General features: G+C 67.3%; 13 protein-coding genes and 4 pseudogenes. 15 read left to right on the top strand and 2 right to left on the bottom strand.

Going from position 1 to position 16,979, the window contains the following annotated elements; all coding sequences use genetic code 11:
* The first annotated feature begins 116 nt into the window (after window positions 1-116).
* The 15 genes and pseudogenes from ccoN to LN139_RS04840 all read left to right on the top strand — a co-directional run.
* Window positions 117-1,523 (top strand): cytochrome-c oxidase, cbb3-type subunit I, encoded by a 1,407-nt coding sequence (gene ccoN / locus LN139_RS04910; protein ID WP_236359012.1) that lies wholly within the window; start codon window positions 117-119, stop codon window positions 1,521-1,523.
* A complete protein-coding gene (gene ccoO, locus LN139_RS04905; RefSeq protein ID WP_236359011.1) occupies window positions 1,520-2,134 on the top strand; it encodes a cytochrome-c oxidase, cbb3-type subunit II in 615 nt (204 codons plus the stop codon). The genes ccoN and ccoO overlap by 4 nt, the downstream gene beginning before the upstream one ends.
* Complete coding sequence (locus LN139_RS04900) at window positions 2,134-2,289, top strand: cbb3-type cytochrome oxidase subunit 3 (RefSeq protein WP_236359010.1); 156 nt, start codon at window positions 2,134-2,136, stop codon at window positions 2,287-2,289. The genes ccoO and LN139_RS04900 overlap by 1 nt, the downstream gene beginning before the upstream one ends.
* Window positions 2,286-3,227, top strand: a complete 942-nt coding sequence (gene ccoP / locus LN139_RS04895; RefSeq protein ID WP_236359009.1) for a cytochrome-c oxidase, cbb3-type subunit III — start codon at window positions 2,286-2,288, stop codon at window positions 3,225-3,227. Before LN139_RS04900 ends, ccoP begins: the two co-directional genes overlap by 4 nt.
* A complete protein-coding gene (gene ccoG / locus LN139_RS04890; protein WP_236359008.1) occupies window positions 3,224-4,483 on the top strand; it encodes a cytochrome c oxidase accessory protein CcoG in 1,260 nt (419 codons plus the stop codon). Before ccoP ends, ccoG begins: the two co-directional genes overlap by 4 nt.
* The gene (locus LN139_RS04885; RefSeq protein ID WP_236359007.1) at window positions 4,480-4,998 is read left to right on the top strand and encodes a FixH family protein; all 519 of its coding nucleotides are present in this window, start codon (window positions 4,480-4,482) and stop codon (window positions 4,996-4,998) included. The genes ccoG and LN139_RS04885 overlap by 4 nt, the downstream gene beginning before the upstream one ends.
* Window positions 4,995-7,376: pseudogene (locus LN139_RS04880) on the top strand (heavy metal translocating P-type ATPase). Before LN139_RS04885 ends, LN139_RS04880 begins: the two are co-directional and overlap by 4 nt.
* Entirely contained in the window at window positions 7,373-7,564 is a 192-nt protein-coding gene (gene ccoS / locus LN139_RS04875; protein ID WP_236359006.1) for a cbb3-type cytochrome oxidase assembly protein CcoS, read from the top strand. The pseudogene LN139_RS04880 and the gene ccoS overlap by 4 nt, the downstream one beginning before the upstream one ends.
* The gene (locus tag LN139_RS04870) at window positions 7,554-8,249 is read left to right on the top strand and encodes a sulfite exporter TauE/SafE family protein (protein WP_236359005.1); all 696 of its coding nucleotides are present in this window, start codon (window positions 7,554-7,556) and stop codon (window positions 8,247-8,249) included. The genes ccoS and LN139_RS04870 overlap by 11 nt, the downstream gene beginning before the upstream one ends.
* Before the next feature lie 378 nt (window positions 8,250-8,627).
* Window positions 8,628-10,121: a DinB family protein gene (locus LN139_RS04865; protein WP_236359004.1), complete on the top strand. Its 1,494-nt coding sequence runs from the start codon at window positions 8,628-8,630 to the stop codon at window positions 10,119-10,121.
* Window positions 10,025-11,305, top strand: a complete 1,281-nt coding sequence (locus LN139_RS04860; RefSeq protein ID WP_236359003.1) for a KamA family radical SAM protein — start codon at window positions 10,025-10,027, stop codon at window positions 11,303-11,305. Before LN139_RS04865 ends, LN139_RS04860 begins: the two co-directional genes overlap by 97 nt.
* Window positions 11,302-11,757 (top strand): annotated as a pseudogene (locus LN139_RS25425) (class I tRNA ligase family protein); the annotation flags it as partial. The gene LN139_RS04860 and the pseudogene LN139_RS25425, both read left to right, overlap by 4 nt.
* A 379-nt stretch (window positions 11,758-12,136) precedes the next feature.
* The gene (locus LN139_RS04850; RefSeq protein WP_236359001.1) at window positions 12,137-12,715 is read left to right on the top strand and encodes a class I tRNA ligase family protein; all 579 of its coding nucleotides are present in this window, start codon (window positions 12,137-12,139) and stop codon (window positions 12,713-12,715) included.
* A 3-nt stretch (window positions 12,716-12,718) separates the two neighbouring features.
* Entirely contained in the window at window positions 12,719-13,903 is a 1,185-nt protein-coding gene (locus LN139_RS04845) for an MFS transporter (RefSeq protein ID WP_236359000.1), read from the top strand.
* 52 nt (window positions 13,904-13,955) lie between these two features.
* Window positions 13,956-14,470 (top strand): annotated as a pseudogene (locus LN139_RS04840) (c-type cytochrome); the annotation flags it as partial.
* Window positions 14,471-14,624: 154 nt separating this feature from the next.
* Here LN139_RS04840 and LN139_RS04835 read toward each other — a convergent pair.
* Window positions 14,625-15,916, bottom strand: a pseudogene (locus LN139_RS04835) (DEAD/DEAH box helicase).
* Window positions 15,917-15,987: 71 nt separating this feature from the next.
* Complete coding sequence (gene araD1 / locus LN139_RS04830; protein WP_236358999.1) at window positions 15,988-16,977, bottom strand: AraD1 family protein; 990 nt, start codon at window positions 16,975-16,977, stop codon at window positions 15,988-15,990.
* Between the last annotated feature and the right edge of the window lie 2 nt (window positions 16,978-16,979).

The raw sequence follows: 16,979 nt of genomic DNA, 5'->3' as shown, positions 1-16,979 counted from the left end.
TCGTCATTCCTCTGCCAAGGGGGCCGGTTTATAACATGAAAGCCTGATTCAGGCAGGTTGCACCCCCTGGCGCATTACCCATACTGCTGGCCGCCCGCTGCCCCTGGACCCTTTGCATGCACCCCGCTTCCCCGCCCCCGGCCTACAACTACCACGTGGTGCGCCAGTTCGCCGTGATGACCGTGGTGTGGGGCATCGTCGGCATGTCGGTGGGGGTTTTCATCGCCGCGCAACTGGTGTGGCCGCAGCTGAACTTCGACCTGGGCTGGACCAGCTTCGGCCGCCTGCGCCCGCTGCACACCAACCTGGTGATCTTCGCCTTCGGCGGCTGCGCGCTGCTGGGCACTTCGCTTTACGTGGTGCAGCGCACCTGCCAGGCGCCATTGATCAGCGACCGGCTGGCCAGTTTCGTATTCTGGGGCTGGCAGGCGGTGCTGGTGTCGGCGCTGGTGACCCTGCCGCTGGGCTACACCACCTCCAAGGAATACGCCGAGCTCGAATGGCCGGTCGCATTGCTGCTGGCAGTGGTGTGGATAGCCTACGCCTGGCTGTTCTTCGGCACCGTGGCGCGGCGCAAGGTGCCGCACATCTATGTGGCGAACTGGTTCTACGGCGCCTTCATCCTGGTGATGCTGATGCTGCATGTGGTCAACCACCTGGCGCTGCCGGCGGGCTGGTTCAAGAGCTACCCGATCTACGCCGGCGCCACCGATGCCATGGTGCAGTGGTGGTACGGCCACAACGCGGTGGGGTTTTTCCTGACTACCGGGTTTCTGGGGATGATGTACTACTTCGTGCCCAAGCAGGCCGGGCGGCCGGTGTATTCCTACCGCTTGTCGATCCTGCACTTCTGGGCGCTGATCACCCTGTATATCTGGGCCGGCCCGCATCACCTTCACTACACCGCCCTGCCCGACTGGGCGCAGAGCCTGGGCATGGTGATGTCGCTGATCCTGCTGGTGCCTAGCTGGGGCGGCATGCTCAACGGCATGCTGACGCTCAACGGTGCCTGGCACAAACTGCGTGACGACGCAGTGCTGCGCTTTCTGGTGGTAGCGCTGGCGTTCTACGGCATGAGCACCTTCGAGGGGCCGATGATGGCGATCAAGTCGGTCAACGCCTTCACTCATTACACCGACTGGACCATCGGCCACGTGCATTCCGGGGCGCTGGGCTGGGTGGCGATGATCACCATCGGCTCCACCTACCACCTGATCCCGCAGGTGTTCGGCCGCTCCGGCATGCACAGCGCACGGGCGGTGCACCTGCACTTCTGGCTGGCCACCGTCGGCACCGTGCTGTACGTGACCAGCATGTGGGTCAACGGCTTGATCCAGGGCCTGATGATGCGCGCGGTCAACGACGACGGCACCCTCGCCTACAACTTCATCCAGGTGGTGGCGGCCAGCCACGCCGGCTACCTCGGCCGGCTGGCCGGCGGCGCCTGCTTTGCCAGCGGCATGCTGGTGATGGCCTGGAACACCTGGCGCACCGTGCGTGCGCGCACGGCGGTGGCGGCATGAGCGGCGGCCACCAGCGCCTTGAAAAACACCTGGGCCTCCTGGCGCTGATGATGATGATCGCCGTGAGCGTGGGCGGCCTCACGCAGATCGTGCCGCTGTTCTTCCAGCCCGAAGTCACCCAGCCGGTGGAGGGCATGAAGCCACGCACGGCGCTGGAGCTCGAAGGCCGCGACGTGTTCATTGCCAACGGCTGCGTGGGCTGCCATTCGCAGATGATTCGCCCGCTGCGCGCCGAAACCGAACGTTTCGGTCATTACTCGGTGGCCGGTGAAAGCGTGTGGGACCACCCCTTCCTCTGGGGTTCGAAGCGCACCGGGCCAGACCTTGCCCGGGTCGGCGGCCGCTACAGCGACGACTGGCAGCGCACGCACCTGCGTGACCCGCGCAGCCTGGTGCCCGAGTCGGTGATGCCGGCTTATGCCTTCCTCGAACGCAACCCCCTCGACGCCAGCGCTACCCCGCGCAAACTGCGTGTGCAACGCGAGCTGGGCGTGCCCTACACCGACGCCGACATCGCCGGCGCCGAGGCCGCCGTGCGCGGCAAGACCGAAATGGATGCACTGATCGCCTACCTGCAAGGGTTGGGCACCACCCTGAAGAGCAAACGCTGATGGGCGCCGGCACCTTGCGTGGCCTGGGCACCCTGCTGGTGCTGCTGGCGTTTGCCGGGCTGTTCCTCTGGGTGTTCAGCCCGGGGCGCAAGGCGCGTTTCGACGAAGCCGCACAACTGCCCTTCGACGACGATGAACAGGAGCCGCGCCCATGAGCACCGGCTGGAGCCTGTACATCAGCGTGCTCACCCTCGGCACCCTGGCGGCAATGGCCTGGCTGCTCTGGGCCGGCACCCGCCCGCCGGAGCACCACGAACCGATGAGCTGGGACGGCATCGAGGAAGAGGACTACCCACCGCCGCGCTGGTGGGTGTGGCTGTTCATCGCCACCCTGGTGTTCGCGGCGCTGTATCTGGTGCTTTACCCAGGCCTGGGCAACTGGCGTGGCTTGCTGCCCGGCTACCAACAGGCCAGCGCCGGCACCCCCTTCAGCGATGGCCGCCAGGGCTGGAGCGCGGTGCATGAATGGGAGCAGGCCAATGCCCAGGCCAACGCTCAACTGGCGCCCTGGCTGGCGCAACTGGCGGCCAAACCGATCACTGAACTTGCCAGAGACCCCGCCGCCCTGCGCATGGGCGAGCGGCTGTTCGCCGAGCGCTGCGCCCAGTGCCACGGCAGCGATGCGGGCGGCGGCCCGGGCTATCCCGACCTCACCGACAGCGACTGGCGTTGGGGCGGCAGCCCGGAGCAGATCTACACCACGATCTTCAAGGGCCGCCGCAGCGCCATGCCGCCGTGGCAGGCAGTGCTGGGCGACCAGGGCGTGGCGGACGTGGCGGCCTACGTGCTGCAACTGGGCAACCGCCCGCTGCCGACCGAGGCCAACGTTGATGCCAGCCGCGGCCAGGCGCTCTACGCGCGCACCTGCATCGCCTGCCACGGCCCGCAGGGCAAGGGCCAGCCGCTGCTTGGCGCCCCAGACCTCACCCACCCCGGCGCTTTCATTTATGGCAGTGGCTTCGATGCGATCCGCCAGAGCATCGCCCTGGGCCGCCAGGGCCAGATGCCCGCTCAGGGCGCAGCGCTCGGTGATGAACGCGTGAAAGTGCTGGCCGCCTACGTATGGCAACTCTCGCAGGAGCCTGCGCGGTGATACGCCCCCGCGTGATCGACGGCCGTTACCGGCGCCTGCGATTCGTGAGCGGCGGGCTGCTGCTGGCGCTGTTTTTCGGCGGCCCGTGGTTGCGATGGGGCGGGCGCCAGGCACTGTGGTGGGACCTGCCCGGCCGCCAGTTGCACCTGGGCGCCAGCACGTTCTGGCCGCAAGACCTGAGCCTGCTGGCCGGCGTGCTGGCGGCGGCAGCATTCGGGCTGTTCGTGGCCACGGTGTACGCCGGCCGCATCTGGTGCGGCTACGCCTGCCCGCAGAGCCTTTGGCTGTGGATGTTCCACTTCTGCCAACGCGCCACCGAAGGCCGCCGCGGTACGCCCACACGGGCTCGGCGCCTGGCCAAGCACAGCCTGTGGCTGCTGCTGGCGCTGGCCACCGGTTTTACCCTGGTGGGTTACTTCAGCCCGATCCGCGAGCTTGCCCAGCACCTGGGGCAGAACGCCGCCAGCCTGTGGCTGCTGCTGGTCACCCTCGCCACCTGGCTCAACGCCGGCTGGCTGCGCGAACAGGTGTGCATCCACCTGTGCCCTTATGGCCGCTTCCAGAGCGTGATGCTCGACCGCGACAGCCTGATCGTGGCCTACGACATCACCCGCGGCGAACCGCGTGCTCATGCAGGTCGCGGCGGTGATTGCGTCGATTGCACCCTCTGCGTGCAGGTGTGCCCCACCGGCATCGACATCCGCGACGGCCTGCAGGCGGCGTGCCTGAGCTGCGGCGCCTGCGCCGATGCCTGCGACAGCGTGATGCGCAAGCTGGGCAAGCCCGAGGGGCTGGTGCGCTATGCCAGCGAGCAGGCGTTGGAGGGCGGGCGCACGCACTGGCTGCGCCCGCGCCTGATCGGGTATGCGGCAATGCTTTTATCGATTACGGCTGGCCTCGCCTGGGCCCTGGCGCAGCGCCCGCTGCTGGCGCTGGACATAAGCAAGGACCGGCTGCTCTACCGCGAAAGCGCCGACGGCCGGCTGGAAAACGTCTACCGCCTCACCCTCGCCAACAAGACCGACCAGCCACGCCGCTACCGGCTCACTGCCAGCGGCCCGGCAGGGCTGGAGCTGCACGGCGCAACGCTGGTCGAGGTGCCCGCGCAGAGCCAGGCCAGCCAGCCGGTACGGCTGGTGCTGGCCCGGCAAGCGCTGACGCAGGGCAGCGCGGTGGTGCAGTTCAGCGCCACCGACAGCGAAGGCGGCACGGGCAGCGCCCGCGCCGAAAGCCGCTTCACCGGGCCACAGCCATGAACCCGCACGCGCCCTGGTATCGCCAGCGCTGGCCGTGGATCATCCTGGCGATGATGGCCGGCTCCCTCGGCGGCACCCTGTTGATGGTGGCGCTCTCGGTGCTCGGCGGCGATGGCCTGGTCAACGACCACTATTACGAGGCAGGCCTGGGCATCAACCGCAACCTCGACCGCGAACACCTGGCCCAGGCCCTGAAACTGGGCGCCGAGGTGCGTATCGACGGCCGCGACGTTCAGGTGACACTGACCGGCCAGAGCCTGCCGCCTGCACTGCAACTGAATCTGCTGTCGCCCACACTGCCGGATCAGGACCTGCAGGTGCAGCTGGCGCCCACCGGCCTACCCGGTCGCTACCAGGGCCAATTGCCGCGCAGCGCTTCGGGCCGGCGCCTGGTCGAGCTGCTGGGCGAGCACGGGCCGCGCACCTGGCGGCTGTTCGAAGAGCATGACCTGCTGCAAGGCCAGCCGATCGAACTTGGCCAGCGGCCGCTGGCCGGCGAGCTGCGTGCGCCATGACGCCGTGCTTTCACTGCCAGTTGCCGGTGGCGGGCAACGCACCGTTCCAGGCAACCGTCGCCGGTGAGCAACGCGTGTTCTGCTGCCCGGCTGCCGCGCCGCTGCCCAAGCCATCGAAGGTGCCGGCCTCGGCGCGTTCTATCAGTACCGCGACGGGCCTTCGCTCAACCCGCAGCGCTTGCCAGCCGCCCCCGCCCTGGCGCAGCTGGACGACCCCGCCGTGCAGGCCGATTTCGTTCACCACGATGGCCTCTGGCGCGAGGCGACCTTGCAGGTGCGTGGCATCACTTGCGCCGCCTGCGCCTGGCTGATCGAAAGCCACCTGGCGGCACTGGCCGGCGTCGGCCATGCGCGCGTGAACCTCACCAGCCACCGCCTGAGCCTGCGCTGGCACAGCGCCGAGCAGGCCTTGAGCCGCCTGCTGGATGCGCTGCAACAGCTGGGCTACAGCGCCGAACCCTGGGCCATCGGCGGCCTTGCAACCGAGCAGGTTGAGGAGAACCGCCAGGCCCTGCGCCGGCTTGCCGTGGCCGGGCTGTTCTGGTTCCAGGCAATGATGGCAACCATGGCCACCTGGCCGGCCTTCAACCTCGACCTCTCGCCGCCCTGGCATGAGCTGCTGCGCTGGCTGGCGTGCCTGCTGACAGTCCCGGTGCTGGCTTACAGCTGCGTGCCGTTCTTTGGCGGCGCCTTCAATGCACTGCGCCACAGGCAGCTGAGCATGGATGTTTCGGTGTCGCTGGCGTTGGCCGGCGCCTTCGCTGCCGGTGTGTACGCCGCAAGCACCGGCCGCGGCGAGCTGTATGTCGATACGGTCGGCATGTTCGCCTTCTTTCTGCTCGGCGGCCGTTACCTGGAGCAGCGCGCGCGGCAGCACAGCGCCCTGGGCGGGCTGGGCCTGGCGCGGGCGTTGCCACTGGCGGCCGAGCGATTGCTGGCAAACGGTGCAGCCGAGCAGGCCCCGCTGGGCCAGCTCAAGGTCGGTGACCGGGTGCGTGTGCCTCACGGCGGCCAGGTGCCCGCCGATGGCGAGGTGGTTGAAGGCCTTGCGCAACTGGATGAAGCGCTGCTCAGCGGCGAGGCCGAGCCGCAGCTGCGCCAGGTGGGCGAGCCGTGCCTGGCCGGCACCCTGAACCTGGGGCCGGCGTTCGTGCTGCGAGTGACCGCCGTTCACGGTGATACGCGGTTGTCGGCCATCGGCCGGGTGCTGGAGCAGGCCCAGGCGCATAAGCCGCCGTTGGCACGTTGGGCCGACCGCGCTGCGCAGGTTTTTCTGGCCGTCAGCCTGGTACTAGCGCTGCTGGTGGGGTTGGCCTGGGCCTGGGTGGAGCCGGCCCGGGCGCCGTGGGTGGTGCTGGCGATGCTGGTGGCGCTGTGCCCGTGTGCGCTTTCGCTGGCGTTGCCGGTGGCACTTGCGGCAACCACGTCGGCCCTTCAGCGGCTCGGCCTGCTGGTGGTGCGCGGCCACCTGCTGGAGAGCCTGAATAGCGTCGACACGCTGGTGCTCGACAAGACCGGCACGCTCACCCTTGGCCGGCCGGGCGTGCACCGGGTCGAGCCCTTCGGTGAATGGACCAGCGATGCGGTGCTGGCCCACGCCACGGCACTGGAGGCCGGCAGCCGCCATGCCGTGGCCGAGGCCTTCGGCCCCGCCGCGCTTGCCGTGCAGCACTGGGCAGAGCAGTTGGGCCTGGGCGTGCACGGGGTGATTGGCGGGCAACCTGTGGCATTCGGCCAGCCGGCGTTCGTCGCAGGTGCCGGTGGCTTTGCCGAGCCTTCACCGCCGGATGCCAGCTGCCAGTGGCTGCTGCTGGGCGGTGAAGCCGGGCCGCTCAGGCTGGATCGGGTTGCGCGATACGCTGCGTGATGATGCACAGGTGCTGGTGGACTGGGCCCGAGCCCGCCGCTGGCAGGTGCTGATGCTCTCCGGCGACCCCTCTGCTGCCGTCGCCCAGCTCAGCGCCCAACTGGGCATCGAAGGCCGGGGCGGCCTCAGCCCGGAAGCCAAGCTCGCCGCCCTCGAGCACCTGCGCGAACAAGGCCGGCGCGTGATGGTGCTGGGCGACGGTGCCAACGATGCGCCGCTGTTGGCTGCGGCGCACCTGAGCATCGCCATGGGCCGCGGCGCCGACCTTGCCCAGTCGCGCGCCGACGCCGTGCTGCTCGGTGAGCGGCTGAGCGCGATCCCCGAGGCTTTCACACTCGCCCGCCGGGGCCGGCGCATCCTGCGCCAGAACCTCGCCTGGGCGGCGCTGTACAACCTGCTGGTGCTGCCGTTCGCCGCTCTCGGGCTGGTGACACCGGGCTGGGCCGCACTGGGCATGTGCGCCAGCTCGCTGCTGGTGGTGCTCAACGCGCAACGGCTGGGCCGGCCATGAGCGCGCTCTACTGGTTGATCCCCGCCGCGCTGGTGTTGCTGGGCCTGGCGCTGTGGCTGCTGTTCTGGGCCATCGGCAACGGCCAGTACGACGACCTGGACAGCCCCGGCGAACGCCTGCTGTTCGACGAGCAAGACCCCGCCCATCGTGCGGCTCAGCCGCCGAAGGAGCCGCACGATGAACCTTGAGCTGCTGGCCTTGCTGGCCAGCGCCGCCCTGCTCGGCTTGCTCGGTGGTGGGCACTGCATCGGCATGTGCGGCGGCCTGATGGGCGCGCTCAATCTGGGCCTGGCACCGCGCTCACCCCGCCACCGCCTGCTGTTGCTGCTCGCCAGCCAACTGGGGCGGGTGCTGAGCTATGCCTTGGCGGGCCTGCTCATCGGCCTGCTCGGCATGGCCGCCGCGCACAGCCAGATGCAGGCCTTGAGTGGGTTGCGCACCCTGGCGGCGTTACTGCTCATCGCCATGGGCCTGTACCTGGCCGATTGGTGGCGTGGGCTTGTGCAGCTGGAGCGGCTGGGCCAAGGGCTTTGGCGCCGCCTGCAGCCGCTCACTCGCCAGCTGTTGCCGGTGCGCAGCGCTTGGGCAGCACTGGCGCTGGGCGCGCTGTGGGGCTGGTTGCCGTGCGGGTTGGTGTACAGCAGCCTGATGTGGGCAGCCAGCCAGGGCGATGCGCTGACCAGTGCCGCGCTGATGCTCGCGTTCGGCGTGGGCACCTGGCCTGCGTTGCTGCTGGCGGCCTTTGCCGGCAATGGCGCAGTGAATTGGCTGCGCCGGCGCGGAGTGCGGGTGGGTGCCGGCCTTTGGGTGATTGCCTTCGGCATCTGGAGCTTGCCGTGGTGGCATCACGCTGGCCACGGGATGGGGCACTAGGCTCTGTACGAAATGCATCCCAGCTCGCCCATGCCGCGTTGAAAACAGGCTCGGAATGCTCATTTACAACCAGTAAACTCCGCTTCCTCCCCTGTTTTCGCCTTGCCTGGCCTTCGCTGGAATACATTTCATACAGAGCCTAGGTCGTCTGCTCGCAATTACATTTAGAAACAAAATCGCGAGGTATTTATTTGGCGCCATCAAAGCGTTCACATGAGCCGAAGTAGAGCCATTGCTCTATTTTTTAGGACCATTCCCCGCTGGCCATGGCATCGCGCCTTCCTTGTGCGTCCGCCCATCCGGTTCAACACTGGCTCTGTCCCCCGTATTGAAGGTTCGAAAAGTCTCGAACCTCGGCCGTGAAGCAAGGAGCCCGTCATGATCGATTGGAAGCACGCCGATGATTTTTATCGCAATGCACACCTGGCCAGCGGCAAACCGGTCCTGCTGCTGGTGCATAACCCCGAACTCGCCGCCTGCCAGGCCCTGGCCTGTGCGCTTGAATCACTGAGCCAAAAAGTTGAGCTGGTTGAGCGGTTCTTTGCGCTCAAGGTGTGTTCGCTCGACCCCTCCCCCAACGAACGGCGCCTGATCGACCGCCACATCTTCGTGGCCTCGCCGGTGCTGCAGGTACTCAACGCCGACGGCAGCCGCAGCCACGAATGCCGCTACGTGCCGCGCCACACCCGCCACAGCAAAGGCTACCGCTACACCCACGCCGAAAACGACGGCAGCTTCGACCCGCAGCGCCTGGAAACCCAACTGCGCATTGGCCTGGCGAAATTCCACTACTTCAACGGCGGCGCCGATCACGCCCGGCGCCTGGCACAGGCGCTGCTCAGCGAAAACGGCGAAGACCGCAATGCGCTGGAACAGGCGTGGGTGATCCAGAACTGGGTGCCCGATGGCCGCGCGAGTTTTCTCGACGCACGCCTGAACCACAGCGAACTGGCCGAGGCGGTTACGCGCTTGCTGGTCAGCCTGTGCCGCATCGAGGACCGCCAGGTGATGGCGCACTGGCCGTTCTCGGACGGCGCCGGCGACTGGCGCTGGTACACCGATTGCGTGCGCGAGCTGGCCTTCCAGGTGTACCAGGAGCTGGTGAGTGCTGCGCAGGCCATCGAGCTTGCCGTAGCGCCGCGCCGCGCGCAGCCGCGTACTCATGCCATCCTCGCCAACTGGCACGCCAGCTACCGCAAGCTGCAGGCCGACTTCATCGGCGTGCCCGACACCCTGCTCGACGCCACCCCGCTGGAGCACGAGCGCAGCCTGCGAGAGAACCTGGTGCACTGCCTGCTGTGCGAGGGCAGCGCCCACGGCTTGCAGATTCTCAACACCCTGCACCCCGAGGCGGCCAGGGACTTCGAGGCGCACCAGGCTCAGGTCGGCGAAGCCACCGCCGACATCGGCCCGGGCTCGGCGCTGTTCTCCCAGTACGAGCAGGTGCACCAGCGGCTGCTGGCGCAATTCGCCGGCATCACTGACGCGCAATTGTCGCTGCGCTCACGCTGGTGGGAGCCGGAACCGGTGACCCTGAAATTTCGCCTCGACCGGCTCGGCTGGCACCTGCAAGACCACCTCTGCACCCACCGCAAGCTGCTCGCCGAGCTGAGCTACAAACCCCAGCGGGTGCATACCTTCGCCCAGGTGATCTTCGAAGGCATGGCTCAGGTGGAATGCGCGGCGCTGGGGTTCGAGCGGCAGTTGCAGCCGGAGCTGGCCACGCTGGTGGCGATGCTCAACAAGCGCGCCACCGAGTGTGTGGCGTTCGCGCGATGGACCAACCCGCCTTCTGGCAACGGCTGCGGCAGTACCGCGAGGTCGAGCGCTCGGCGTTCCTGTCCGAGTGCTGGCAGTTGCGCAACAGCCTGAGAAGCCCGGAGCGGCTTTACGAATTCATCCGCGTGGAATCGTCACAGGCGCTGGCGGATGACTTCGCGGCCTCACTTGCAAGCAACCCGATGCAAGTTCGCCTCACGCCCTACGTGCTTGCGTTGATCAACTGGCATGACCCGGTAGCCGACCCGCTGCGCCGGCAGTTCATTCCGCTGGCCAGTGAATACGTGCCCGATCATCCGGCACTGGGGCTGGATTCCTTGAGCGAACATCAGGCCTCCCCCGTGCAGGGCGTGGTTCATCGCTACCCGAGCAAAGCGCTGTTGCTGGCCACCCGCAGTTGCCCGGTGTACTGCCGGTTCTGCACGCGCAGCTACCTGGTGGGCGGCGACACTGTTGCAGTCACCAAGGCGCATGAAGCCGCCACGCCCAACCGCTGGCAGCAGGCACTGGATTACATCCGCGACACTCCGGCTATCGAAGACGTGGTGGTCAGCGGCGGCGACGCCTACAGCCTGCCGGCCCGGCACCTGTGGCCGCTGCTCCAGACGCTGCTCGAAATCGAGCACGTACGCAGCGTGCGGGTGGCGAGCAAAGTGCTGGCGGTGCTGCCCTGCGCCTTGCTCGATGAGGATGGCTGGAGCAGCGTGCTGGTCGCCGCCCAGCGATTGGCGCGCGAGCGGCGCAAGCAGTTTGCCCTGCACACCCATTTCAACCATGCGCGGGAGATCACCTGGGTCACCCGCCTCGCTGCCGATGCGTTGTTCGACCGGGGCATCAAGGTGCGCAATCAGGCGGTGCTGCTGCGTGGGGTGAACGACACCCCGCAAAGCCTGGGCACGCTGCTGGACGCGCTGGTGGCCCTCAACGTGGAGCCCTACTACGTGTACCTGCACGACCTGGTGCCTGGCAGCGAAGCACTGCGCACCCCCTTGAGCACTGCCATCGAACTGGAGGAAGCATTGCGTGGCCACACATCGGGGTTCGACTTCCCCCGTTTCGTCGTCGACCTGCCGGGTGGTGGCGGCAAACGGCATGTGTGCTCGTTCCGCCATTACGACCAAGGCCTGGGCGTTTCGCTGTTTCGCGCACCGGCCATCGACCCCGGCCGGCGCTATTACCATTTCGACCCGCTGCCACCCCAGGCTCAGCGGCCCATTGGCATCGAAGGCCTGATCGAAGCCTTCGACAACGCCCATTCGGAGGCCCTGGCGCCATGAAAAGCTACTTGCTGGTCGGCGCCATGCCGACGCCCAACGGCGGGCTGCACCTGGGCCATTTAGCCGCGCAGTTCCTGCCGCTGGACATCTTCGCCCGCTACCAGCGCCGCCAGGGCAACCGTGTGGGTTTCTATGGTGGCTTCGATGTGTACGACAACGCGATCAGTGTGATTGCCCGCGCCCACGGGGTGGCGCCGCAGGCCATGGCGCTTCGGATGCAGGCGCAGATCCAGCATGAGCTGAGCTACTTCGGTATCGAGCTGGATGCCCTGATCAACTACCTCGCTCCCGAGCAGGCCGAGCAGAGCCTGCGCTCGATCAGCCAGGCCACGGAGCGATTGACACCCTGGCTGCACACCCGGCAGGTGCGTTACCCGTTCACGGCCGGCGGCACCCCCATCGCCGGCAACTGGATCAGCGGGCGTTGCAGGCATTGCGGGCTGCCGGCCAAGGGCTACAGCTGCGACACCTGCGGCATCTCCATCACGCCTGAAGACTTCGACGACATTCACATCGCCCCTGCCGGGCCAGGCCAGGCCATCCACTGGCAGCCACGCTGCGTGCACTACCTGGCTGTGCCCGAGGTCGACCTCGGTGGCTATATCGCGGGCCAGCCTTTGCCTGGCGAGGTGAGGCAACAATGCCTGGCGCTGGCTGGCACGCGCCGGGGCAGCTATCAGTGGACCGGGGTCGATGAGTGGGGGCTGTTCCTGCCGGGGCATGAACCCGGCCAGGTGTTTTTCAACCGCAACTTCACCCTGATCGAGCAGTGGCTGGTGGCCGAGCGCTTCGAGCGCGAGCACGGGCTGGCCCCTTCACCCACACAGTTCGGTGCACAGCATCCTCGCCTACGGCAAGGACAACGCCGGGCTGTTGCTGGTCGACCTGCCCCATATCGCCCTGGCCACCGGGCTGGTAGCACCTTACCGGCGGCACTGGGTGAGCCCGTTCTACCAGCTCGCCGGGCGCAAGATGTCGACCGGGCAACATCACGCGCTGTGGCTGGCGGACCTGATGGCCGAAGGGGTGAAGGCCGATGCCACGCGCCTGTACCTGTGCAGCCAGCACAGCTCCGAGCAGGATGTGGAACTGAGCCTGGATGGCTTGCGCCTGCACACACGCCTGCACAGCGACCTGCTCGGGCTGATCGCTCGCTTGCGCGCCCTTGACCGCCCAGGTGATGACGAGCAACCCGTGCGCGACGCACTGGCGGCATTGGCCCCGCGGGTTCACGCCGTGTTAGAGCAGCCGCTGCCGGAATGGCACCAGTACTACGCGCTGTTTGTCGCCTGCTGCCGCCTGGGCGCTGGCATTGGCGGCGCCCGTGCCGCGCGGCACTGGCTGGCGACTTTCGCAGGCTGCTTCGGCGCACTGGTGCCCCATGCCGCCGCGCTCGCGGCGCCGGGCTGAGCCATGGCGAACCTGCAACAGCGCAGCTTCGTGATCAGCGCCGGCCTGGACAACTTCGGCGATGGGCTGCTGACGGTGCTGTTCCCGCTGATGATGCTGGCCGTGACCCAGGACCCGCTACTGTTTTCCCTCAGCTATCTGCTCAAGGCAGCCGCTTCGGTGGTGTTCTCCCTGCTGGCCGGGCACCTGCTGGATGTGGCGCCGCCGCTGCGGGTAACGCGAGCGGTGCGCTGGGTCAGGCTGCTGGGCGTCGGCACACTGCTGGTGGCCGGCCCGGCACTGCACTGGTTGCTGATGTGCGCGTTCATCGTCGGCGCCACCGAGGTGTTTCTGGAAAACGCCACGCAAACCCTCACCCTGGGGCTTTACCCGGACCACGCCCTGGCTGGCATCAATCGAACGTTGCAGTCACTGGAATACTTCTTCGTGTTTTTCGCAGGCCCTTTGGCCGGCGCCGCGCTGTATGACCAGCGCCCAGCCTTGGCGCTGTACCTGGCGGTGCTGGCCTACGCGCTGTCGATGTGGGTGTTCCGCCAGGTTGTCGATGCACCGCCGCGGGCTCAGCAGGCTTCAAGCGGGCAGCCATGGAGTGAAGGTGCCCGTTACCTCGCCGGCCATCGGGCGCTGCGCCTGCTGTGCAGCTACGCCGCAGGCTTTTGCGCCCTGATCGCCAGTGTGATGGCGGTGCTGCCCTTGATCATCGCCAGCCAGGCTGCGCAGCCGGCGCTGCCCACCGGGCTGGTATACGCGGCCAATGCGACGGGCTTCGTGCTGGCCTCGTGCCTGGCGCCCGGGATGGCCCGGTGGCTGGCCGTGGGTGATCTGTTGTTCGGTGCCTTGCTGCTCGCCGTGGCTGGAAGCGCGGTGATGGCGGCTCACAGTGCGCTGCCGGGCTTGCTGGCGGGGATGGCCCTGCTCGGCGCGGGCATGGGCGCCTGGGCCTGTATCGCAGTCACGTGGCGGCAACGGCTGATTCCTCGGCCGATCTTTTCGCGGGTCAATGCCCTCTACCGGCTGAGTTCGTGGCTCGGGCTGTGCGTGGGTGGTTATCTGGGTGGCGTGGTGTACCACTATTTCGGCTACCCTGCGCTGCTGGCGGGCGTATCGCTGGGTTCGGCGCTATTGGCGCTGGCGTTCTACCGAGCGCGCCTGGCGATGGGTAACATCTTGCAGGGAACCGGGGCTTGAATACCGCCTCTGAGCTTTTGCCTGCCTGCGCTTGTAAGGAATCTGCGCCCTGATGGTCAAACTGCTGCTGGGGCTTGCCTGCCTGCTGTTCGCCGCGCTGCTGGCCGTTGCCCTGTGGCCGACCCGCACGTTGCCGCTGCAGACACCGGCGGATCTCTCAGGCCCGCGCTGGAGCACGCGCGGCGAGTACCTGGCCCTGGCCGGCAATTGCGGAGGCTGCCACACCGCCCAGGGCGGCCAGCCGTTCGCCGGCGGCCTGGCGCTGCCGACACCGATCGGCACGCTCTACAGCACCAACATCACCCCCAGCCGGGTACAGGGCATCGGCGCCTACAGCCTTGAGGATTTCGACCGTGCGCTGCGCCATGGCATCGCGGCCGATGGCAGCAGCCTGTATCCGGCGATGCCGTACCCCTCTATGCGCACTTGAGCGATGAGGATGTGATCGCCCTGTACGCGTACTTCATGCAACGCGTGGCGCCGGCCGAGCGGGAAAACCGGGCCAATGAGGTGCCTTGGCCACTGTCGATGCGGTGGCCGTTGGCGGTTTGGAGGAAGTGGTTTTCGACTGGCGATTGATCATGGGCCGTCGCCCGTTACACGGCGTCCGGCAAGCCGGCCTCCCACTTGAGCTTCGTCATTTACCTGGTGGGAGGGCGTCGCCCGGCAAGCCGGCCTCCCACAGAGCTGGTGGGAGGGCGGCTTGCCGCGCGACAAGGGGTCAGCGCTTGCGCAGCGGCGCCATCCCATCAGCACTGGCCAGCGGTTTGCTCGCCGGCTTGCGTTTGGCCGCAGGCTTGGCAGCGGCGCCTTTCTTGTCGGTCTTTTTCTTCTTGGTGCTGGCCGCCTTGCCGGACGCCTTCACCTTCTTCGGCCCGGTGTAGCTACCAGCCACTTCCTTGATCACGCGGCGCTCGAACTGCTGCTTGAGGTAGCGCTCGATGCTGGACATGCGGTTCCAGTCGATATGGCAGATCAGCGAGATGGCCAGGCCCTGCTCACCGGCACGGCCGGTGCGGCCCACGCGGTGTACGTACTCGTCGCCGCTGTGGGGCAGGTCGAAGTTGATCACCATGTCCAGGCCTTCGACGTCCAGGCCGCGGGCCGCGACGTCGGTTGCAACCAGCACCTTGGCGCCACCCTGCTTGAGGCGCTCGATGGCGTGCTTGCGGTCTTTCTGGTCCTTGTCGCCATGCAGCACGAAGGCTTTGAAGTCCATCGCCACCAGGTGGCCATAGATGCGGTCGGCCATGGCACGGGTGTTGGTGAACACGATCGCCTTGCGATAGGTTTCGTTACTCAGCAGCCACTGCACGATCTTCTCTTTATGCGCCGGGTGGTCGGCGGTGATGATCTGCTGCCGGGTGTTTTCGCTGAGGTCGGCGACGTTGTTGACCATCAGGTGCAGCGGGTCTTTCAACACCTTGCCGATGATCTCGCGCAGTGCCGCGCCGCCGGTGGTGGCGGAGAACAGCAGCGTCTGCTGGCGGCTGGCGCACTCGTTGCACAGGCGCTCGACGTCTTCGGCAAAGCCCATGTCGAGCATGCGGTCTGCTTCGTCCAAGGCCAGCACTTCGACGCGCTCCAACTCCAGGTTGCCGGCATTGAGCTGCTCCAGCAGCCGGCCCGGGTGCCGATCAGGATGTCGGGCACCTTGCGCAGCATCGCAGCCTGCACCTTGAAGTCTTCACCGCCGGTGACCAAACCCGCCTTGACATAGGTGTAGCGCGCAAAACGCTCCACTTCCTTGAGCGTTTGCTGAGCCAGCTCGCGGGTGGGCAGCAGGATGACGGCGCGGATGTGGGTGCGGCGCTCGGTGAGGTCGACCAGGCGGTTGAGGATCGGCAGCACGAAGGCGGCGGTTTTGCCGCTGCCGGTTTGTGCGGTGACGCGCAGGTCACGGCCTTTCAGTGCTGGCGGCAACGCCTCGACCTGCACGGGGGTGGGCTCGACGAAATTGAGCTCGGCCACGGCTTTGAGCAGGCGTTCATGCAGGTCGAATTGGGCAAACACGGAAAAACTACCTCAGGGCGGGGAGAACGACCGCCAAGAATACCGTGTTTGCCCGCGCGCGGCGAAAGCTTTTACAGCGCCTTCACACCGCCCGGCGCGAACACCTCGGCGCTTTTACCCAAGGGGTTACGCAGCGGCTCGCCGAACTCGGCCAGGCTCACCTCGAAGTGGTCACCCTCCTGCGCCTTGATGCCGTCGGCGAACGACAACGTTGCAGTGCCGAAAAAGTGCACATGCACATCCCCCGGCCGCAGGAACTGCGCGTATTTGAAGTGGTGAAACTCCAGGTTCTCGAAGCTGTGGCACATGTTGGCCGCGCCACTCAAGAACGGTTTTTCCCAGATCACCTGGCCATCACGCAGGATGCGGCTGCTTCCTTCGAGGTGCTCCGGCAGCGCGCCCACCCGCAGCTCCGGCCCATAGGCACAGGCGCGCAGCTTGGAATGGGCGAGATACAGATAGTTGCGCCGCTCCATCACGTGGTCGGAGAACTCGTTGCCCAAGGCATAGCCGAGCCGGTAAGGCTTGTGGTCCGGGCCGATCAGGTAGAGGCCGGCCAGCTCCGGTTCCTCGCCGCCGTCTTCGGCAAACGGCGGCAGCGGTAGCGGCGCGCCGGGCGCAACCACGATGCCGCCATCGCCCTTGTAGAACCACTCAGGCTGCACACCTGCTTCGCCTGCGGCGGGCTTGCCGCCATCCACACCCCATTTGAAGATCTTCATGCTGTCGGTGAGGGTGCCTTCATCGGCGCCCTGGTGCATCTTGTCGCGGGTGGCGGCGCTGCCCAGGTGGGTGAGGCCGGTGCCGGTCACCAGCAGGTGCGCCGGGTCCGGGTGGTCGAGCGGCGGCAGCACGCGGTGCTGCTCCAGCAACAAGGCGTAATCGAACGCCTCGCCCAGCCCCAGACGCTGCACTTCATCCTGCAGGCGGGTGCCCCGCTCGATGGCTCCAAACGCCAGCTCGCGGGTGCTGCCTACTCCGTCGACGGCCCTTACCTGGCCACCTTCAACCACACCCACGCGGCGCTCGCCGGCCGGGCTTGTGAACTGAATCGAACGCATCG

This window comes from Pseudomonas sp. KNUC1026, assembly GCF_021650705.1.
Taxonomy (GTDB): domain Bacteria; phylum Pseudomonadota; class Gammaproteobacteria; order Pseudomonadales; family Pseudomonadaceae; genus Aquipseudomonas.
This window is presented reverse-complemented; position numbering and strand designations above follow the sequence as displayed.